General features: G+C 45.6%; 19 protein-coding genes. 6 read left to right on the top strand and 13 right to left on the bottom strand.

All coding sequences use genetic code 11. From position 1 onward, the window contains the following. Positions 1-200: 200 nt before the first annotated feature. The gene (locus tag ACFSVM_RS15955; RefSeq protein WP_379263338.1) at positions 201-551 is read left to right on the top strand and encodes a DUF485 domain-containing protein; all 351 of its coding nucleotides are present in this window, start codon (positions 201-203) and stop codon (positions 549-551) included. Next, positions 548-2,098 (top strand): solute symporter family protein, encoded by a 1,551-nt coding sequence (locus tag ACFSVM_RS15950; RefSeq protein WP_379263336.1) that lies wholly within the window; start codon positions 548-550, stop codon positions 2,096-2,098. The genes ACFSVM_RS15955 and ACFSVM_RS15950 overlap by 4 nt, the downstream gene beginning before the upstream one ends. 175 nt (positions 2,099-2,273) lie before the next feature. On the opposite strand, the gene ACFSVM_RS15945 is transcribed toward ACFSVM_RS15950, so the two are convergent. From ACFSVM_RS15945 to ACFSVM_RS15935, 3 genes are all read right to left on the bottom strand, one after another. After that, positions 2,274-2,651 (bottom strand): hypothetical protein, encoded by a 378-nt coding sequence (locus ACFSVM_RS15945; protein ID WP_379263334.1) that lies wholly within the window; start codon positions 2,649-2,651, stop codon positions 2,274-2,276. Between the two features lie 400 nt (positions 2,652-3,051). Then, positions 3,052-3,201, bottom strand: a complete 150-nt coding sequence (locus ACFSVM_RS15940) for a hypothetical protein (RefSeq protein ID WP_379263332.1) — start codon at positions 3,199-3,201, stop codon at positions 3,052-3,054. Between the two features lie 462 nt (positions 3,202-3,663). Next, entirely contained in the window at positions 3,664-7,092 is a 3,429-nt protein-coding gene (locus tag ACFSVM_RS15935) for a DUF7507 domain-containing protein (RefSeq protein ID WP_379263330.1), read from the bottom strand. A 442-nt stretch (positions 7,093-7,534) separates the two neighbouring features. Here ACFSVM_RS15935 and ACFSVM_RS15930 point away from each other — a divergent pair, with 442 nt between their 5' ends. Continuing rightward, positions 7,535-7,666 carry a hypothetical protein gene (locus ACFSVM_RS15930; RefSeq protein WP_379263328.1) on the top strand — a complete coding sequence of 44 codons (132 nt, stop codon included), beginning with the start codon at positions 7,535-7,537 and terminating at the stop codon, positions 7,664-7,666. A 101-nt stretch (positions 7,667-7,767) separates the two neighbouring features. On the opposite strand, the gene ACFSVM_RS15925 is transcribed toward ACFSVM_RS15930, so the two are convergent. The 6 genes from ACFSVM_RS15925 to ACFSVM_RS15900 all read right to left on the bottom strand — a co-directional run bounded on the left by ACFSVM_RS15925 (position 7,768) and on the right by ACFSVM_RS15900 (position 10,773). Beyond that, positions 7,768-8,154: a WapI family immunity protein gene (locus ACFSVM_RS15925; protein WP_379263326.1), complete on the bottom strand. Its 387-nt coding sequence runs from the start codon at positions 8,152-8,154 to the stop codon at positions 7,768-7,770. Positions 8,155-8,181: 27 nt separating this feature from the next. Beyond that, positions 8,182-8,562 carry a hypothetical protein gene (locus ACFSVM_RS15920; RefSeq protein ID WP_379263324.1) on the bottom strand — a complete coding sequence of 127 codons (381 nt, stop codon included), beginning with the start codon at positions 8,560-8,562 and terminating at the stop codon, positions 8,182-8,184. A gap of 144 nt (positions 8,563-8,706) precedes the next feature. Further along, positions 8,707-9,144, bottom strand: coding sequence for a hypothetical protein (locus ACFSVM_RS15915; protein ID WP_379263322.1), 438 nt, complete (start codon positions 9,142-9,144; stop codon positions 8,707-8,709). 24 nt (positions 9,145-9,168) lie between these two features. Beyond that, positions 9,169-9,753 (bottom strand): hypothetical protein, encoded by a 585-nt coding sequence (locus ACFSVM_RS15910; protein ID WP_379263320.1) that lies wholly within the window; start codon positions 9,751-9,753, stop codon positions 9,169-9,171. 130 nt (positions 9,754-9,883) lie between these two features. Next, complete coding sequence (locus ACFSVM_RS15905; protein ID WP_379263318.1) at positions 9,884-10,243, bottom strand: hypothetical protein; 360 nt, start codon at positions 10,241-10,243, stop codon at positions 9,884-9,886. A gap of 194 nt (positions 10,244-10,437) precedes the next feature. Then, positions 10,438-10,773, bottom strand: coding sequence for a hypothetical protein (locus tag ACFSVM_RS15900; protein ID WP_379263316.1), 336 nt, complete (start codon positions 10,771-10,773; stop codon positions 10,438-10,440). Between the two features lie 455 nt (positions 10,774-11,228). Here ACFSVM_RS15900 and ACFSVM_RS15895 point away from each other — a divergent pair, with 455 nt between their 5' ends. Then, positions 11,229-12,725, top strand: coding sequence for a stalk domain-containing protein (locus ACFSVM_RS15895; protein WP_379263314.1), 1,497 nt, complete (start codon positions 11,229-11,231; stop codon positions 12,723-12,725). 104 nt (positions 12,726-12,829) lie between these two features. Here ACFSVM_RS15895 and ACFSVM_RS15890 read toward each other — a convergent pair whose 3' ends face one another. The 4 genes from ACFSVM_RS15890 to ACFSVM_RS15875 all read right to left on the bottom strand — a co-directional run bounded on the left by ACFSVM_RS15890 (position 12,830) and on the right by ACFSVM_RS15875 (position 17,799). Then, entirely contained in the window at positions 12,830-14,134 is a 1,305-nt protein-coding gene (locus ACFSVM_RS15890; RefSeq protein ID WP_379263312.1) for an arsenic transporter, read from the bottom strand. A 183-nt stretch (positions 14,135-14,317) separates the two neighbouring features. Then, positions 14,318-15,937, bottom strand: coding sequence for an extracellular solute-binding protein (locus tag ACFSVM_RS15885; RefSeq protein WP_379263310.1), 1,620 nt, complete (start codon positions 15,935-15,937; stop codon positions 14,318-14,320). Positions 15,938-15,999: 62 nt separating this feature from the next. Beyond that, positions 16,000-16,839: a carbohydrate ABC transporter permease gene (locus ACFSVM_RS15880; protein WP_090725898.1), complete on the bottom strand. Its 840-nt coding sequence runs from the start codon at positions 16,837-16,839 to the stop codon at positions 16,000-16,002. A gap of 105 nt (positions 16,840-16,944) precedes the next feature. Further along, positions 16,945-17,799, bottom strand: a complete 855-nt coding sequence (locus ACFSVM_RS15875) for an ABC transporter permease (RefSeq protein WP_090725900.1) — start codon at positions 17,797-17,799, stop codon at positions 16,945-16,947. A 409-nt stretch (positions 17,800-18,208) separates the two neighbouring features. Between ACFSVM_RS15875 and ACFSVM_RS15870 the strand changes: the two genes are divergently transcribed. Continuing rightward, positions 18,209-19,984, top strand: a complete 1,776-nt coding sequence (locus tag ACFSVM_RS15870; protein ID WP_379263308.1) for a cache domain-containing sensor histidine kinase — start codon at positions 18,209-18,211, stop codon at positions 19,982-19,984. Further along, entirely contained in the window at positions 19,962-21,590 is a 1,629-nt protein-coding gene (locus tag ACFSVM_RS15865) for a response regulator transcription factor (protein ID WP_379263306.1), read from the top strand. Before ACFSVM_RS15870 ends, ACFSVM_RS15865 begins: the two co-directional genes overlap by 23 nt. Positions 21,591-21,593: the final 3 nt, after the last annotated feature.

Here is a 21,593-nt window from a genome sequence, read left to right as displayed (position 1 = left end):
GAAACTTGCTTTTATTATGTAAAAAAGTTGTATTACCCTACACAAGCCTGTAGTATAATAACATTGTTTTACAGAAAACCCTTTATTACCTTTGTCAAAAAGGGGGTGAATGATTGGATTGAGTTATGAGTTCCGGAATTTGAGCTTTAAGCTTCACCAATTTAAAAGCGCTTACACTAATAGAATGCGAGGGATTGCATATGGAAAGTAACTTGCAGCAACGCGAGCCTGCCAAGGCAAAACGTACTCCCGAGGAATATTCTAACATTGCTAAGTCTGCTATTTTTCAACAACTGCTTCGAGACAAGAAACGCTTTATTATTCCCTTCACGATCTTTTTCTTCTGCTTCTATTTTGCTCTGCCAATCCTCACCTCCTACACGACGATTCTGAATACACCGCTTATCGGCAGCATCACCTGGGCTTGGGTACTGGCTTTTCTTCAATTTGTCATGACATGGGCTTTCTGCATGATCTACTACAAGAAAGCGTCCAAATTCGATCAGCTGTCCAGTCAAATCATTGATGAGGAAAAGAGAGGTGACCTATGAATACAGCTGCTTTTATCATGTTTCTCGTTATCGTCGCCGCCACACTGCTCATCACGTACTGGGCTTCGAAGAAAACGACCTCCGCAAGCGACTTCTACACCGCTGGCGGAGGCCTGACCGGCTGGCAGAATGGACTCGCTATCGCCGGAGATTATATGTCGGCCGCCTCTTTTCTTGGGATCGCGGGCATGATTGCCCTGTCCGGATTTGATGGATTCTTCTACAGCATCGGCTTCCTCGTCGCTTATCTCGTCGTCCTGTTCCTGGTCGCTGAGCCGCTGCGGAACCTGGGCAAATATACGTTTGCCGACATGATCGCCGTTCGCTTCCATATGAAGAAGATCCGGGGCTTCGCCGCCTTTAATACGATTGCCATATCCATCTTCTATATGATTGCGCAGCTCGTCGGAGCGGGCGCCTTGATTAAACTGCTGCTCGGGATCGAATTTACGACCTCGGTCATTATTGTCGGCATTCTAATGACGGTTTACGTTATTTTTGGCGGGATGCATGCTACCAGCTGGGTACAGATTGTTAAGGCCTTTCTGCTCATGGGTGGAACCTTCGTTATCTCCATCCTCGTACTCTACAAATTCGATTTCAGCATTACCGGCATGTTCTCACATATGATTACTGCCACGCCGCATAACGAGAACTTTCTGAATCCCGGAATCAAATACAAGGATGGGCTCGACACGCTGTCGCTGACAATGGGTCTTGTACTGGGAACGGCAGGACTCCCGCATATTTTGGTCCGCTTCTTCACGGTAAAAGATGCCAAAACAGCGCGCAGCTCTGTCGTATATGCAACCTGGGTCATCGGTATTTTCTATGTTATGACGATCTTCCTTGGCTTCGGTGCCGCCGCATTTGTAGGCAATAGTGCCATCATCGCGCAGGATCAGGCAGGCAACATGGCTGCACCTCTGCTGGCACAAGCTCTTGGCGGGGACATGATGTTTGCATTCATTTCTGCTGTAGCCTTTGCCACGATTCTGGCGGTCGTTGCGGGTCTCGTGCTCACTGCGGCTACGGCGTTCTCGCATGATTTTTACAATCAAATCTTACGCAAGGGACAGGCGACGGAGAAGGAGCAGATGAACATGGCTCGTTATGCTTCAATCGGAATCTCCATTCTGTCTATTCTGCTTGCGCTTGTCGCGCGAAATCTGAATGTCGCCTTTCTCGTCTCTCTTGCGTTTGCCGTCGCAGCTAGTGCTAATCTGCCGGTTATTTTATACACGATCTATTGGAAAAGATTCAACACCAACGGTGCCATCTGGGCCATGGTGGTTGGCCTTGTCACGTCGGTGGGCCTTGTACTCGTCAGTCCGAACGTCATTCATCCAGAGGCCGGTAAAGCGATCTTCACGGGCGAACCCCTCTATCCTTTCTCGACCCCAGGGCTGATCTCCATTCCGCTCGGATTTCTGGCCGGTTATGTCGGAACACTGCTCTCCCGTAAGAAAACAATAGAGGAAGACGAGCAAGCAAGCTACGACGAGATTCTGGTGAGGTCCAATACTGGGCTGGATAATACGGTATAGCTAATTCATTATCTTAAATTCAGATGCTTGTATTTTCAGTCATGAAAAAACTGCACCCCAATGGTAGATCGTACCTACCATTGGGGTGCAGTTTGGTATTTACTCATAATCCAAGACTATGTTCCAAAATATTATAGAAGGGATCATTATTAATAAATCTTTATCAGCACAGCGACTAATCAATTAAGCCAAGATTGAAAGACTTGGGCTTCCCCCCGACAACGACGCATTGCACTTCTTTCTCCCAAAAAGGTAAAATTATCTCTTCAAAATCATTAATTATTTCATTCTTTAGTTTCGGTTCACTTCTCATAAATTTAGAATAATGTTTTATAATGATTTCAAAACCGTCAAATTGATCTAGCCAGCTTAAATCTGTCATCCAATCTATTTGATCACCATCTATTTCAATAGACAATATATTGCCAGCTGATTTATTAGATATTATAACTCCATCATTCGTGAATACTATCTTATTCTCAAAAATAAAATACCCTCCTTTCAATACATGATTGTCTGCTGTTTCTATTTCCTCTTCACCAACGTACAACATGATGATACCATCACCGTCGTGACAAGTCCGTCCACCATGCCTCATAACCTCTTTATTTTACTTCTCTGATAATATAACAAACGTTAAATAACACTTTCCCTTGTGCATGTAAATCAATAAATTCGTTTAGTGAAAATACACCACAAACTATTTCCTTGTCTTCACCTTGGTACCGTGACATCAGCATAATCGTTTTTAGTGGAGATTGCTCTATCAAGTAACTCATTAGGTCAAACAACTTTTCCTCGTAAATATCAACGATTCTCATTGTTGTGAGATTTGATTTGACTTCCTCGTCTTTTACCCAATAAGGTAAATCGCTATCGTCTACAGTTTCAAAGTCTGATTCCAGTATCGGTAATGCACTATAAAGTCCGTCTTCTTCAATGCCGACTGTATACTATACGCCTTTGCTTGAACTCATAAACGGCCAAAATATCTCTTGTAAACCTTGTTCTTTCAATTCAATTTGAAGTTTAAAAGGAAATTTAAGTGGAACAGGAGCAACATTTTCTTGTTGCAGGACTAGAATATTCAATTCAAACGACATAAGGTACTCCTTCTTTTTGTGGCTATATATCGAACATTAACAGTTGTTTTCACCTCATTATAAAGTAGCTCGCTTGGGATTCAAACGCTGGTTGGAGCAAGGCGAGAACATCGATCATCCTGCCGTCCGCAGCATATTGAAAACGATGCGAAACTGGCAAGAGGAAATCGTGAAGCAGGTATTTGGGTTGAATGCAACCGACGTTATTTAACAAGTTGAAAAAGATGCCCCTAGTTTTTAGATTGAGCCAGAAAAGGATCATCATTTTCTCATGGTCAGCTTATGGTTCATTCCAGCGAATAAAAAAATCCATGCGGCCTCCAGACCGCAATCAAAAGAATTTACCAATAAAACTAGCTGAACGTCTAGGAATCTTCCTGTAAACGCGCTTGATAAAGATAACGACAGTAAACAAAGAAGGAGCCGTTCGATCCGGCTCCACTTTGCTGACTCCACAAAGGGCTATTCATCATCCTCCGACACTTCAATTACAACGATATTCGAATCTGCGCGGTCCGTTTCTTCAGTATCTGCCCTCTCGTATATGACATAGGCCTGATTCTCAGCCCGTTCGCCGGCAGGAACAAACAGCTGGCGTGCACGAAACGAGATGACCACTGCCTCGCCCGGAGCAAGAGAACCAAGCGGTATACCCTGTTTCGGATTCACGGTCGTGACAGGGCGGTCATTAATCATGACCGAATCTTCGATAAACTGAGTACCTCGAGGGAGGTCGTCGTACAGGATCACATTCGTAAGCACAACAGGGCTGAGTGTCCCCGTTATGTTGACCACCTCGAAGCAGAATGTCAGCACGTCACCCGGGCTGATGATCCGAGGTGTTACACTTTTCTCTACATCTAGCATTGCGCTCTCCGTTACAGTGACAGACGTCTCAGCTGAAACCGGACCAGTTTCTGCTGCATCAGCCCACGCCGTATTAACGATCACGGTACGCGATGGTGTCTCAGACGATACGACATACCTGCCTTCAACGATGATTGATTCATTAGGAGCCAAGCTGCGGATCGTACGATTGATGTCAAGCAGCTCATCGCGAATGCGAATCGAAGTAAGTACAGTATCTCCTGCATTTGTAACAGTAATCTGATAATGTATCGTTCGTCCGGCAGGAGTGGTGTGCCGATCTGCTGTTTTGGTAATGGCGAGTTTGTAGACAGGCAATTCAGGCGGCAGGATCGTCACAAGCGCCTCATCCCTTACTGGGCCCAGCTCATTCGATACCGCACTTGCGATATTCGTAATGATCGAATTAGCAACAAGTCCGGTAGGGATTTGGAATGATTTGACCAGCACTCTGTTGCTTCCAATTGGCAGGCTCGGGATGATCTCGGTTAGACCGATCCGTTCATCGGTAACGACCACATTCGTCAGATCCACTTCCCCTGCATTGATAACCTCAATCCGATACTCCACCAATTGACCTGGTTCCGCAAACTCGGGAGTCACGCTCTTCTCAATCAAAAGCGCGGGCTCAAGCCCCGGCGTGGGCGCGAGGATCGTGACCAGCGCTTCATCGCTCACCGAATCCGTCTCATTCGATACAGCCGTTGCCACATTCGTTATAATGGAGTTGGCCTCTAGACCCTCCGGTATACGGAGCTGCTGGAACAATACGGTGCTGCTTCCGACCAGCAGACTTGGGATGACTTCATTCAAGCTTAGAACCGCATCGGTTACCACCACATTCGTCAGATCCACTTCCCCTGCATTGATAACCTCAATCCGATACTCCACCAATTGACCTGGTTCCGCAAACTCGGGAGTCACGCTCTTCTCGATCAAAAGCGCGGGCTCAAGCCCCGGCGTGGGCGCGAGGATCGTGACCAGCGCTTCATCGCTCACCGAATCTGTCTCATTCGATACAGCCGTTGCCACATTCGTTATAATGGAGTTGGCCTCTAGACCCTCCGGTATACGGAGCTGCTGGAACAATACGGTGCTGCTTCCGACCGGCAGACTTGGGATGACTTCATTCAAGCTTAGAACCGCATCGGTTACCACCACATTCGTCAGATCCACTTCCCCTGCATTGATAACCTCAATCCGATACTCCACCAATTGACCTGGTTCCGCAAACTCGGGAGTCACGCTCTTCTCGATCAAAAGCGCGGGCTCAAGCCCCGGCGTGGGCGCGAGGATCGTGACCAGCGCTTCATCGCTCACCGGACCGATCTGATCCGATGCCGCGACTGCTGTATTTGCGATCATTTCACCAGGTACTGCTCCTGCAGGAATAACAAAGGAGTCAAACAACACCGTGGTTGCTCCAACAGGCAGGCTTGGAATCGTCTCCCTTAGACCCAGCAGTGAATCCGTAACGACTACATTCGTTAGATCCACTTCTCCCGTATTCGAAATCATAATTTGATACTGTACACGCTCTCCAGGCTCAGCTTCCGTTGGAGAAACACTTTTCTCGATATTAATTGACGGTGCTAGAACCGGGGTAACGACGTCGTTAGATGTAATATCACCCGCATATATCGGTCCTCCTGTTACGCTCTGATATTCGAAATTGACGACTGCCTCATTGACAATGACACCGTCTGGCGGGATGGATATAACCCGTACCTGATACGTCACCGTGATCCTTGATCCAGGCTCCAGCGCCCCAAGAGGAATACCGCTTACTGGATTTGCATCTTCAGCTGGATCGCCGCCGATCGTCACGCTTCCTGGTACAAAAGCTGTATTATTCGGCAATTGATCAAGCAGAAAAGCGGTATCCGCGGTTACTGTACCCGAGTTCTCTATGACAACAGTATAAGTCAGTACCTGCCCGATAACAGCCTGAGTGGCGTCAACAGTTTTATCTACAGTCACTCTTGGGGAGTTAATGTCTATATAGATGCCGATGGCAAGGACGGCATATCCATCACCGCCTGTACGGAGCTGGAACACTGCAGAAGTCTGGCTGTTGCTTAAGGTAGACGACACATCAATATTCGTTATATCCCACGACTGTCTCCCGCCTACAATCTGTCTCCCAGGCTGGCCTGCAATCTGGTTTCGGTCTCCGAAGGTGCCCGAGGTGTCCAGAAGCCCGTTGTCGTCGTTAATCTGGGAAGCAAAGAAGTTGCTCGGGTAATTATTCGGTCCTTGCAGTACCGTCAAGCTGGAAACATCTGGTCCAAACAGGACCTGGTCTCCCGTCTTGTTCGCATCCCCATCCTGTGCGCACAGCGCCATCCTGCCGCTGATGGGACCCGATGTAGGGGTGGCAAAGCCAGTGAGCGTCGTCGTCAGCTCCGGAATGCCGGAGGCAATTTCCACATCACCGACATAAAGAGTCAGGTTGCGGAACGGTAAAGCCGAGTTCTCATATACAACGCACAGCGTCCACCCGCAATTGTTGGCACTGCTGTTCCCTAAATCAAGGTTACCGACTACACCTCCAACCGTGTAAGTGCCCGCCCCTCCCTGTTGGATAATGGATGTAACATTCTGGGATCGAAAATAATTGTCAGTCGCATTGCGATGAGATTCCTGTGCCGTAACGGGATCAGGAGAGATGCTGAAGGTGGTTCCCTGAGGAGTCGTAAGGGAGACAGATTTGTTAATAAACGCCGCATAATTGTTCGTTCCTCTTGTCACAGCATACGTACCTGCCCATATCAGCTCTGCATAAAGCACTTCGCTGTCCTCCGGGAGCCGGAGAATGGCACTTGCGCTGTTCAGATTAAAATCGTCTGTCGTCCCTGGCGGATAGCTGCCGAATTGCATAGACGTGTCAATCGTTGTAAAGGCGCCGATAAAGTCCCGTGTTCCCGGGACACCTGTCGTATCGGAGCGGCTGAGACCAAGCGTATTTCCGGTAAACGTAATCGCCCCGGTGTCATTGTCAGTGAATCGGAGAAATAAAGCCACTTGTTCCCCTCCTAATGATCGATTCAATTTCTAATCGAGATTTCCTATGATTTATTGTTATGCCCAAACAGGAAGCCGGGTTCCTCATTGTGCCGATAGTCCTGGAGGATCAGATAAGAGACACTTTAAAGTTCTCATTAGGTGAAAAAGGAAGGTCCAAAGACGGGTAATAATGGGGGGGCGACACCGTAATTAGTGGTTGACGAAGTGAGATAGCGAGGAAAACAAGGGTAAATATGGAAAAACATCTGTAAATCCTGTATTGTTGTAAGTCCCACCAAACAACAAGCCTAAGGATATGACAGATGCCACTTCAGTATATCAACGAACTGCTGAGCTACAACTTCAACAAATGATCTCCATGGATGCAAAAGAGGTTCATCTGGAGGCAATACCGAGGGCATACTAAAAACCTTGCCCTCTTTGCTATTCCAACGCCTTTGTGAAGTGCGACGGCCGAAATTCCACACGTAAAATCAGGCATTTGAGCATCTTCGGCAAAAAGAGCTATTTGCATATTCCAGCATTCCGCTCCGGATGCTCTGCCTTTTCTGCAATCTCTAATCCAAGCTAATTGTATGAACGTTGCTCAATTTCTGCTTCAATGAGTCCCCAAAGCATAGACAGCTTTCTATGGTATCCCTTGCTTAGGAGAAACCCTTCAAGTTTAAATAATTACCTCAAAAATGAATTGAGGATATCTATAAGTCCATTAATTATGGTTTGATCTGAAACGAATTTGAATTTCAACATATGTTCCGCATGGCTGCCTCCAATTTGACCTGTAATAACTAAATGGCCTAAACCGCTAACCTTAAATATTATATTTGCATCAGAATCATAATCGTCCAGAGTAATACTCCCTAATAAATTTCTTTGCATTTCTCTTAATTTCTCAATTATCAGATTTATTCTTTCTTTTGAGATACAAAAGTTAGACTCACCGCTGAATCCCCCTGATTTTACTCTTATGCTTAAGGTGAGATAATCATCAACTGTATATAAATGCTCTAAGCAAAGTAACTGACTATCATTAGATATAACTGCATCTATATCATTCATTTATTCTTCCGCCTTCAACTTTACTATTTAGGCTTTTATTAATTCATAATTTCGAGCTACAACCCAACCACTGAGCCCAAAGGATGATAGTATTTCATAGTAATTATAATTCTCTGTGACTAGTTTTTCTGATAATTCTTCAATGGTGTTATAATCCATCGGCCACGTAGAGTTCTTATATTTATCTAATACATCACGATTATCAATAACAAAATTAGAAATCTCCGATTTTTTAATATCAAGAATAATACTGTTTTCTAATTCAGTTTCAAACATATGGGCAAAAACATCAGAAAACACTATCTTAGTCAGCGATTCAGTTTGATAATCAAATGTGTTCATTATAATCGTACGATTCTTCAAACTAACTTCATAAGATATGATCTCATTATCATGGACACTTGTCATTTTCCTCATCTCCCACTCTAAATCCCAAGTTAAACGAGCTTGTTAACATTATTCTAGTTAATAGAAACATTAGTCCTAAATCCTAATTCGGGACTTAATCTCATACAAAGTACTCCCTGTTCTTCTATAAATAAAGCCTTCCAATCATAATCCTACAGCTATTTTTCGTATTTCTTTTCTCATTGCATCTAATTTTAATTCCTGGAAATGAACCCTGCTTGATAACAACCAATGACATAAAATATCAGTAGGATTGGCATCCGTTATATACGCTTGATCATCTTCAAAATCATAACCAAGTCCGTCCCATAATTTCATCAAATCAGACTTTGAAAAGATGAATTGTTTTGCATATCTATAATGCTCTTTCACTGGTAGTAATAATAGATACTCTTCCAAACTTTTGATGCTGTACAAATATTCTATCCATGTGAAACCAAAATTCAGCCTAAGCCCAAGAACATTGTCTACAGAAGTTACTAAGCAATAAGAGGGACCCTCATAGATGATCTGTGACTCTACCTTTAGGGTTACTATCTTGTCTGTACCCTCTCCGATTATTTTAAAGGTAAAGCTATCCATACTAACCCTCCTGATTGAGACCATTTAAGTATAAAACTTCATCAATTTCGAGATAATCTCTTCGGGAACGATACAATTTTTGAAATTAAGTGATACTAAATTAGTAATGGCTTCATCCATCGTAAACCACGATTCGCTGTTGTCTTTTATCTCGTCACTGAAGCCTAACATACAAATACCGTAGCTCCTCTCTCCCCATATCGCCCATTTCATAGATGAAGATACCCATACGACCACTTCTGAATTGGATACGATCGAGTCCGCAGGACTGTCTATAGGACTGTCATTAAGCGCATTCCAATATTCATCTGCTGTTGTACCTTTGTTCATCATACACCAGTTATACCGAGAGAACTCATTATAGTAGTAGTCTACAGGATGTGGGTCTAAGACAGCCATAATGACATAAGAGTCACCGAATGTATCGATGAGTCGGTCCAGTTCATCCCAAAAGTGATAACTCATTGCATAATCAAAATCAAGTACAGCTGTTTTTTGAAACGGGACTCTAAATACTAGTTTCGGTAGTCGCTGTTCATTGTAAAACACTTTTGAAACGAAGTGTGACGCTTCTTCAAAAACGTTTGTATCTTTTATGATTTGGCTCAATGGGTAGCCCCCTGACCTCGTTAAAAATCCCCCTAAAATATCATCGGTTAAACCCAAGGGTTTTTCCAATATCTATTCTAAGGGGTGTACTTCAGCATATTCCTGAGGTATTAAATTGAGGTGAAATGACTTATTCCTTCAATACAATTAAATCTTTACTTAATATCTCAAGATCCAGAGGTGGCATAGAAATCTTACACTTGAAATATTTTATTCCATTATAAATACAATCCTTAAGCTCAATGTCTTGCAAAAAGTACGGGAGTTGATTGCTATTTAGTTCACGAACAGGCTTCTCTTTATCATAATTTAATGCATGATTGTAGTTTATTTGATAACAATTAGAGAATTTTAAAACGACCTCACGATCATCATCCTCATAAACTAGAACTAGTTCATCACCAAAAAAGTTTGTACTTAATCTTTTAAGCCTCGCATCCCAATAGTGGGAATCTTCGATCTTCTTTAAAAGTTGTTCTGCTTCCATCATGATTACCTCACTTTTTCTCAAGGTTCTATAAATTAGTGTTTTTCTACAAACAGTCCTAAACCTTCAATTCGGGGTATCAATGAATCAAATTTAATATCACTGCTTGCACTCCATACTTCTTTATAATCTCCATTTTCATCTACAGTAAGAGGATTATATTTTGTGATTCTATATCTGTGCAAGTTAATCACCTATTATTTTCTTTTATAGTCTTCGGAGCTAAGACTTTGTTCTAAAGCATTATAGAAGGGATGATTTTGAAAGATACCCTTACTAAATAAAATGAAATCTGAACACAAATCTAGTATCAGTTGCTTTATCTTTGCTTTCGGAATCATTATCGGGCCAGATTTTGCAATTGGTTCCCAGTCCTTGGACTGAATACAGATAAGTTCGACATTGGCAGCATCTTTTTCTTTCACCACTATATTTCTTTCTATACCTTGTCCATTGAAGTCAATTTCAAAATTATAATCCCCCTCTTTTATACTTCTCAATATTTCAGGTAATTGTGTCACGATAATTGCCATATCATATCTACAATCCACGGGTCAATAGTTTTCATAAAAGCCCGAAACTACAAAAAAGATTCGATCTGATTCCTCAAACGTATTACATATTATAAATTTTAAATCTTCTAGATCACTAATTTCTTCTAACAATTGGTATTTAGAACAAAACCTTTCGTTCATATCTCTATAAACTATTTTCATACCAAAATTTAACAGCTATACGCACCTCATTAATTTATCAATTGGATGTAATTTTAACTAAGCTCTGCCCGCTCTTCTTCTAGAGGTTATCATTTATTCAATAGCCTGTCGCTACCCTCATGCCTACCCACTTCAACTAACTGTGACCTACGCTGTTTTTTAATTCGAATCGAAACTTCCTGCTAATTTTCGCGTTTTAAATGTGGCAATGTGCGAGTTCACTTGTCCATAAAGCCTATCATTCCAGACATCCAAGAAGGAGACTTAAACAGATGAAACACAAATGGAAGCAAGCTGCTCTGATCGGTTGTGCCGTTCTTGGCATAACAGCAACGCTTAACTTATCGGGACAAGCTGCTGCAGCGGTGAATACGAGCCCGGATCTCAACACCCTCTTGAAGGACAGCGTAGCGTTGTCGATCGGGAGCCCGAACAGCCTGTCTTTTGGAGAGGCAAAATTCATTGATAAAGAAAATTCCGAAATCACCCCTTATATTAAAAATCAGCGCACATTGACGCCGCTTCGCTTCATCAGCGAGAATCTCGGAGCTACAGTAACCTGGAATCAGGCAGCTTCGACTGTAACGATCAAGGATGGCCCAAATACGATGAAAATTACGCTGGGCAGCAGCACCGTATGGGTTAACGGCAAGAAATCCTTACTTGATGCACCAGCCGAAATTAAGCAGGGACGTGTCTTCGTGCCGCTCCGTTATATTAGCGAAACCTTGGGACTAACCGTATTTTATGAACGTGGTCTTATTGTCATTGGTGATAAATCGGTTCTTACACCGAAGCAGGATGCTCAAACAGTTGATTATATTCAGTATGTACTTGCCCCGGATCAGAAAATGCTGCTTACCGAGCATGTTACTGAGGCTGTAAGCCACCCCGACAAGCCGGTCATCTATACGATTGACGACAGCAAATCTCGAATCCGTGCATATGATCTTGTGAATCAAAAACAGGCGGCTGTCTCCCCTGCCTTTAAGGAAACACCAAGAAAGATGACCTACGCAAACGGTGAGTTATACGTCATCTTCACTTACACAGAATACAATAATACGGAGACCGAAGCTGGGGTGATACGGGTGCTTGACCCCGACACGCTGAGTGTTAAGGATTCGTGGGAAATTGATATTACTCCTTACAACATCGTTGCTGACGACAGCGGAAAAGTCTATGTGAATTCTGGTTCCGACAGACAGTACGTGTTCAAGAGCTATGATCGTTATACTCACCAGGAGCTTTCCTCTATACGAAATTATTACAATAAAACAAACATCGTCATGCACCCGGATCAAACTAGAATCTACGGTGTTAATCAAGGGGTAAGTCCAAGAGACATGGAAGTATTTCATGTAAATGAAGGGATATTCACCTCAAGATATGACTCACCTTACCACGGTGATCATGACATGGGTACTGTCATTGCAGTGACTGGCGATGGACGCTATATTATTAACAGCTCAGGTGCTGTATTTACTTCGACCAAAAGCAAGAGCAGTGATATGTATTATGTTGGGACTATTCCTGCTTTTGATGCCATTGCAACCAGTCCTGACCATGAGGATCAGTTCTTTGTCGTCAAAGGTAATCTGGTCTATCAAATCGACGCGGATACGATGCTGCCCCTGAACACCTTTCGTACAGAAGGCACCGCGGTCCAATTAATGATGTCCAAGGACAAGCTTATTGCCATTACCAAGATCAAAACATCAGGCAGCAACATTACCAAATCAGCGGTAGAAATGTTGAAGCCTCTGTAACCAAGCTATAGTTGCTATATCACTTAAATGAACTTCTTAATTGTTTAAAACATCAAGAAGAGCCTTCCCTTGCGGGTTAAGGCTCTTCTTCGGTATGTCCACCACTACAAAATAAGAAGCCACAGGTACAAGCCTAGCAGCGTAATAAACAAGGTTGGAATCGTAATGATGATGCCTGTTTTAAAATAAGTCCCCCAAGAGATCTTGATTCCCTTGGCAGACAGTACATGCAGCCAGAGCAGGGTCGCAAGCGAGCCGATCGGCGTTATTTTTGGTCCAAGATCAGAGCCGATCACGTTCGCATAGATCAGTGCTTCCTTCACCGCTTGAGTCGCCTCTGCGGCATCAATCGCAAGCGCACCAATCATCACGGTCGGCAGATTATTCATAATGGATGAGAGGATGGCCGCGATGAAGCCCATCCCCATCGTGGCAGCGAACAAACCTTGATCAGCTACAGCACCGATGGCATCCGCCAAAATGTCCGTAAGCCCTGCATTCCGCAGTCCATACACCACGACATACATCCCCACCGAGAAGAACACGATGCTCCACGGTGCACCTCGGACGACCTCCTTGGTCTGAATCGCCGGACTTCTTCTCGCGAGCACAAGGAACAGAATTGCAATGATTCCTGCTACCACCGATACCGGAACACCGACAAACTCACACACAAAATATCCGATGAGCAGCAGTCCCAGTACATACCATGAAATACGGAACAGCTTCGGATCCTTGATCGCTTCAGATGGTGCCTTCAGCTCTGAGTCGTCAAACCGCTTAGGGAAGCTCTTGCGGAAGAACAGATACAATACGAGGATGCTGGCACCGAGAGAGAACAGACTCGGGACGATCATTCGACTCGCATATTCGCCAAAGCTGATGCCGAAGAAGTCGGCAGAGACGATGTTAACCAGGTTGCTCACAATGAGCGGCAGTGAAGTCGTATCCGCGATAAACCCGCTTGCAATGATATAAGGGAACACCTTCTTCTCATCAAATCGGAGCGCACGGACCATCGCCAATACAATCGGAGTCAGAATCAAGGCTGCTCCATCGTTAGCGAAGAAAGCCGATACCAGTGCGCCGAGAACACTGATATACACGAACATCCGGATTCCATTTCCTCTGGCCGCCTTGGCCATATGGAGGGCTGCCCATTCAAAGAACCCGATTTGATCCAGAATCAGGGAGATCAGAATGATACCAATGAAGGCCAGCGTCGCATTCCAGACAATCTGGGTGACATCATAGACATCTCCGAAGCTCACGACCCCGGCCAGCAGTGCAATAACCGCCCCGCCGCATGCGGACCAGCCGATCGACAGGTTACGGGGCTGCCATATGACAAGTACTAAAGTAATTACAAAGATAATGCAGGCTAATATTGCTGTAGCCACAAATGACATCCCCCATGCTCACAAACTTTATTTTTATAATTTGCTAATCCATTTCAATATAACGAAACTCATTATATAAGTATTGGCTGATGTTCACAATCATTTTTGGAATGCCATAATCAGACGAAGAAAAGCACCCCTTATCGGAGTGCTCTTTGGAGTGCTCTTCCCTAGTCTCAGGAAAAAATTCAATTACTGCACGCTCGTATATCTTGCATACGCTTCAGTCCGGATCTGAACCAATCGCTCCAGTCCCATATCATTCAGCTGCTTGAGGTATCCATCCCATTCCTCATCAATGGTGCCTTCCGTAATCCATTTGGCACGATTGGTACGGACATAGCCATCAATATCCGTCGTCAGTGTCGGCAGCTCCTGGAACTCCTCACTGCTGTACATGACATTCGGGAATGGTGTCGTCACATAGTCAGCGCCCAGCTTATCAATAACCAGCTTCAGACCGTCTCCGACCGTTTCATCCAGAATAATGTTCTGTTCAAAGCTCGGACTGACATATTTCGGTCCAAAATCTCGCAGTGACTGCTCCCAATACCATGCATCTGCGCTCGTACCCTCTGGTGGACTCATCAGTGCATACGTATCATTGTCCTTCTTCTCAATGACAGTACCGATCGCTCCCCAGAAATTTTGAATACTGGCTTCATTCGTATAGAACTGATCTGCCCAGCGGGCGACGACCTCAGGGTATTTGCTGGAAGTCGTGATCAGCAGCTCATTGCGTCTGAAGCTGAGCCCTACAGGGTCTCCTGCCTGATAACGCTGCCCGTCAGGTCCGGCAAGGGTTGGAATTGCCTCATATTCATCTTTCCATTTGCCGAACACCGCATCCGGTATCCACTGGTTCGTGAATCCAATGAGCGCGGCATCCGGGTTCTGATGCTTCGCTGTAGACATCGTATTATCCTGTGTGAACAATTCAGGATCAATCAAGCCTTCTGCATACAGCTGATGCGCCCATTTAATCGCTTCTTTATATTGCTCGGTTACTGGATAGAAGACCGGCTTGCCATCTTGAATCATCATGCTGCTGGCATTAATATCCGTAATACCAAACGGACTCAGCAGATCACTGCTGATATCACCCGAGCCGCTGATCGGGATTTCATCCTGCTTGCCGTTACCGTTCGGGTCCTGCTCCTTGAAGGCCTTAAGCACCTGATACAGCTCATCCGTCGTTTCTGGAACCTCGAGTCCCAGACGATCCAGCCATACCTTGTTAATAATCGGCTGATTCATGGACTTCGGTCTCGAAGGCAGTCTTGCCGGCAGGGAGTAGATTTGCCCATCCGGGAAGGTGCTGATCTTCTTCAGCTCCGGTGTCTCCTCCATAGCAGCCTTCAAATTCGGCATATACTGATCAATATACTCATCCAGCGGACGGAAATAAGCCAGGTTGTTCACAATATCCGAATCCGAGAATACTGCATCACCCAGGATCACATCCGGGAGAGTGCCGCTCGCCAGCATGATCGATTTTTGCTCACCCCAGTCATTGGAGGACATGACCTGCCAGTTGATCTTGACATTGGTCTGCTGCTCCAAGTCCTTAAGCCACTGGTTTTGCGTAAATGTATCCCCCATATTGCCCCACCGCACCGTCAGCACATCCAGCGTGATCGGTTCATTAACGATAGGCAGCCCCTCTTGATTAAAGACAGCTTCATCTACGGACTGCGGCTCCTCTGCTGTTTCATTGCTGCAGCCGATCAGCCCCAGGAGCAGTGTTGACGCCAGGACAACCGAAGTCAGCAGCTTCAATCGATAGGCTCTATTCCTATACTTCTTCCCCATATTCATCGATCCCCTCTTATAAGATCCAGACCCGATTTCAGAGCACTACAGAATCATGACGACTATTGCTTCACGGCGCCAATCATCACCCCCTGATTGAAATACTTCTGTACGAACGGGTAAATACACATGATCGGCACCGTTGCGACAATAATGACCGCATAACGCATCAGATTGGCAAGACGCAGTGCAACGGCCGCTGCCTCTCCGGTTCCCATACTGGACTGCATCTGATTGGTAATCAGAATATTGCGTAATATGAGCTGCAGCGGATACAGATTCGGGTCCTTCAAATAGATAAGTGCATTAAAATACGAGTTCCAATGTCCAACCGCCGTCCATAAGGCAATAACAGAGATCACAGCTTTGGACAGCGGAATAACGATCTGCAGGTAGTACCTCAAATTGCCGCAGCCATCGAGCTGTGCCGCTTCCCACAAATCTTCAGGGATGCTGTGCTGAAAAAAAGTCCGGGCGACAATAATGTTATACACGGCAACCGAGAACGGAAGCACCATCACGAGAAAGGTATCATACATATGGAAGTCCCTGATCGTAAGGAAAGTAGGAATGAGCCCTCCATTAAAAAACATCGTGAAGATAAAAAAGAGCGAGATGGCTCTGCGGCCAAACAAATCCTTGCGGGATAACGCATAGGCTGCGGATATATTCACCACAAGGCTGATGACCGTACCAATGACCGTATACAGAATCGTGTTCCGATATCCAATCCATATATTCTCATGCTTTAGCAGCTCCTGATAGCCTGCCAGTGTGAACCCTTTGGGGAACAGCCACACCTGACCGTTCGCCACAGCTGCCGGATCACTGAACGAGGCGATGATAATAAAATATATCGGATACATGAGCACAATGAGCAGCATGACGGCAAACACATACATGGCAATCTCCAGCACTCTATCCGAGGAACGATTGTTAACAGGCCGGGCCGCTTGCCGGGGCGCATCCACATGGTCCACTCTTTATTCCTCCTCTCCTGTAAGCTCCTACCACAGGCTGTTTTTGCTGTATTTCTTGGATATCTCATTTACCATGATGAGCAGGATGAAATTAATGATCGTATTCGCGAGGTTAATGGCGGACGAGAAGCTGTACTGGCTGCTGAGCATCCCTATCTTATAGACATAAGTGGAGATAACCTCACTTGAGGAGATGTTCAGGTTGTTCTGCATCAGGTAGACCTTCTCGAAACCGACACCAAGCAGACTCCCCACTCTCAGGATCAGCAGTGTGACGGCTGTCGGCATGAGCATCGGCAGGTCGATGTACCATATTTTTTGCCACCGGCTTGCTCCGTCCATCGTGGCCGCTTCGTACAGACTCGGGCTCACGGCAGACAACGCCGCAATGAAGATAATGCTGTCCCAGCCGGTATGCTGCCACACATCGGACCATACATATACACTGCTGAACAACCCCGGTGATCCCATCAGATTAGGTGCCTCCGCGCCGAACAAGCGGTAAATGTGGCCGATCAGCCCTGTGCTTGGCGATAAGAGGATCAGAAGTAAACCCACCATAACGACGGTCGAGATGAAATGCGGCATATAGGTTACGGTCTGAAAAAAACGCTTGAACCGGTTCTCCCTCATCTGGTTGATCATCAGTGCAAGCATAATGGGAATCGGAAACGTGGCCAGACTGTACAAGCTGAGGATCAGCGTGTTCTTGATCGTCGTATCAAATTGATAGGAATTGAAAAACTTCTCGAAGTACTTGAGACCTGCCCAGGGACTGCCGCCGATGCCAAGGGCCGGACTGTAGTCTTTGAAGGCAATGACGATGCCGTACATCGGAATGTAAGCAAATAGCAGCAGCAATATTACAGCAGGCAGCAGCAGCAAATATAGACCCCAATTCTGCTTAATCTGCTGCAGCGCAGGTGCTCTTTTCCGATGACTCTGTTTTACACTTAAATCCGCTGTTCTCACATCCGCTCCCCTTTCCTGTCAGGCGCTTATCGAAGCGCTTTCAACTTAACTCTCTTTTCATGTCTTGAGTATACTTCGCGTGAAGGGTACGTACTGGACTTGTAACCGAGAGGATTCGGACCTTTCTACTGCCCAGCTCCTCTAATCTGACCTTACACGGCTCGTGCATTATGAGGGATTACGGACTTCTTCATGCACAATCCAGACTTTGTGCAAAAATGACCTGACATCCATGTTCTTTTGACAGGAGAGGAATTATAATATCAATACCATATAATAAAACGCTTACATTATAAGCGTCAGGAAAGGAAGCTTGACGATGGATAGGGTAATCAAGCATACGCACCGAAGGTCACATCCCATCCGGCATTATGTCAAAATCACGCTCCTGATCACGATCTCCGCTCTTCTGCTTGATCTCGCCATCAGCATGGCCTCCATCTCGATTGTTAAACAGCAGTCCACACGTTACCTCCAGGATACGGCCGATCTCTACCTGACAAGAATCAATCATGACTTTGATTATATCAATCATTATATGGGCTGGACGCTGGCCAACGACGACAACATTGAAGCACTGGTACCCAAGCGGCAGGACGTTAACTACGACGAATTTCTTGCAGCCAATGATAACCTGCGCAAACGCTACACGGAGCTGCAGAAGAACTACGGACCCGCGTACAATTTCTTCTATTATTCCAGCGATGAGAAGCTCCTCCGCAATTACGCGCCCATGAGCATCACTTATCCCGAGTATCAGGAGCTTGGACAGCAATTGGTCAGCTATACAAGTGATCCCAATGTCTATGACAAGTTCTATTCCAACTGGACGCCCATTCTCATCCAGGATAAGTACTACATTATCAACATCGTGCCTTATCATGAGCAATACCTGATGTGTCTTATTTCTGCGGATGATCTCATCGCGCCACTAAGACAGATTAATTTAGGAAAGAACGGCTTCTCTACTCTGGTTGATCAGGACGGCAGAATCTTGTCCAGTCCTGCAGCAGATATGGAACAGAGTCGAGAATCCGGGTTCAGCTTCCCATTCATCTCGGGTCCACGGACAACCGTAAGCAAGGCGTTCACCGATTCTACTATTAACGTGAAAATGTTCATTGAGTTCGGTGCATTTGAAAAAATCATGGTGGCTCAGCTCTTGATCCTGCTCCTGTTCGTTCTCGTCGCGTCCTCTCTGATCATTGTCGTTATGTATTTCAAGGGCAGAGTGCTGAAGCCAATCCAGCAATTCTCCAAAAACCTCTCGAAGATGGCAGAGTCCAGCGAGCCGCTGGACTTCACCAGCAGCCCCATTATTGAGCTGTCGGAAGCAGGATTACAATACAGAAATCTCATCGAGCAAATGAAACAAATCAAGATCGATATGTATGAACAGGAGCTGTCCAAGCAGCAGGTGCAGCTTGAGTATATGAAAATGCAAATCCGGCCGCACTTTTTTCTCAACTGCCTCACCAACATCTACAGTATGGCCCAAATGCAAATGCACAAGGAGATCGAGTATATGGCCCTCTCCACCTCCTCGTACTTCCGGTATATTTTCCAGAATAACGATCACTTTGTACGGCTTGGGGACGAGATTGAACATGTCACAACTTATCTTGAAATCCAAAAGCACCGGTATCGGAATGCCTTCAGCTACGACATTAAGGGAAGTGACGCCGTCCGGGAGATGCTGCTTCCTCCACTCGTGCTTCAGACCTTCATAGAGAATGCCGTGAAATATGCCGTATCGAGAGATAACAAGCTGCAGATTCAGCTGCAATTGGAACAGAAGATGGATAGCAGCCGCCGTGTCCTCAAGATTGTAATTGAAGATTCAGGACCCGGATTTCCCGCAGAAATTCTGGAGCAGCTTCAGGCTGGTCAGCCGCTTGAGATGCTCCAAGGGCATAGAATCGGGATTATGAACACGCTGAAGCGGCTGGAGTCACTGTATGATGGAGAAGCCCGGGTGGTTTTTTCGAATCGCAGGTATGGCGGTGCCTGTATTCAGCTGTTTCTGCCACAGCCCTTGCAAGCCCAACTTGAAGGAGAAGGAAGGTACAAACATGAATGTATTGCTAGTGGATGATGATTACTTTGTCGTTGCTGCACTGGAGCAGAAGATCGACTGGAGCGCTCTATCCATTGATCAGGTCTACACTGCCTACAATATAGCCCAAGCCAGAGAGATCTTGTTGCAGCAGGATATTGAGATTATGGTATGCGATATTGAAATGCCGCAGGGCAGCGGGCTTGAGCTTCTAGCCTGGATTCGGGAGGAGAACTATGCAGTCCAAACGATCTTCCTAACAAACTATGCCGACTTTAATTACGCGCAGAAGGCGATCGAGCTGCAAAGCTTTGACTATTTTCTGAAGCCGATCGCCTTCGACAAGCTCACGCTGATCCTGTCCAAAGCGATATACAAGGTGCGGGAACAACGAAGGAATGAATCAGCGATTAAGGAGGGGCAGCTCTGGCAGAAAAATCAGCGCAAGCTGGTGGAGCATTTCTGGAGACAGCTCAGCACCGAGAAGAAAAATGCCCCAAGCTCAGCAGCTCTGGCTGAGGCGATCATTGAGCAGAGTCTGCCATATCAGTTGTCCGACCCGTTCCTGCCTCTGCTGATATCCATCTATGCTTACGACCAAAGCCTTGGCAAGGAAGACAAGGATTTGTTCAACTATGCTCTTCATAACGTACTCACGGAGCTATTTCATCATCCCTCCTTCACCTTGGAAGCTATGATTGAGGTCAAAGACAATCACTATTTTGTCATCCTCAGATGGTCTTCAGATGAAGAAGCTGCTCTTATCGAAACGGCGTGTGCCTCCTTTATTCAAAAAGCAAACCGTTTCCTGAAATCCGATGCCTCATGCTGCATCGGCGTAACCGCCCCCCTGCCAGAGCTGTACCAAGGAATACAGAATTTACTTCGCATGAATGAAGACATCATCAAGCACCGCAATCAAATGCTATATCTGGAGCAGTACCCTCAGGCAGAGGGAGTAAAGGCAGCCGTCTATACAGCGCCGGATTTGACACGGCTTGAAGAATGGCTGCATAAGGATGATCCGGTGTCGTTCTTGATTGAGGCGAAGCGCTGCCTGTATGACCTGATTGCGAACGGGCAGGGTCAAATCTTAAGTGCTTCCGTACTCCGTCTATTCCGATTAGACATGATTCAGCTCGTCTATTCCTATCTAAAGAGCAGAGAAATCCAGGCACATAAGCTGTATACCGGAAAAATTCATGATCAGTTATACGAAGCGTCCCTCTATTCAATAGAGGATATGGAGAAGTATATTGAATACCTTATCACAACTGCAGCGGAATACCGTCGTTATGCAGCCCAGCAGGACTCCGTCGTCGAGGAGATCAAGCAGCATATTCATAAGCACTGCGGTGATGAGCTGACAAGGAACAGTTTGGGGGAAATGGTATATCTGAACCCTGATTATTTGGCACGCATCTTCAAGAAGGAGACCGGCATATCGCTCGGCGCTTACATTATTCAGACCCGGATCAGAAGTGCACGTCAGCTGCTGGAGAGTACATCACTATCCGTCTATTCCATCGCCGGGAAGGTCGGATATGCTAATTATCCCTATTTCTCCAAGCTGTTCAAGCAGGATGTTGGCTGCACTCCAAGTGAATATCGCAAGCTGAGGCAGGAAGCAGCCACCAGCATGTAGCCA

This window comes from Paenibacillus shunpengii (assembly GCF_042684905.1).
In the GTDB taxonomy this organism is placed as follows: Bacteria; Bacillota; Bacilli; order Paenibacillales; family Paenibacillaceae; genus Paenibacillus; species Paenibacillus shunpengii.
The sequence above is the reverse complement of the archived record's forward strand: the minus strand, read 5'-3'. Positions and strand labels throughout refer to the sequence as shown.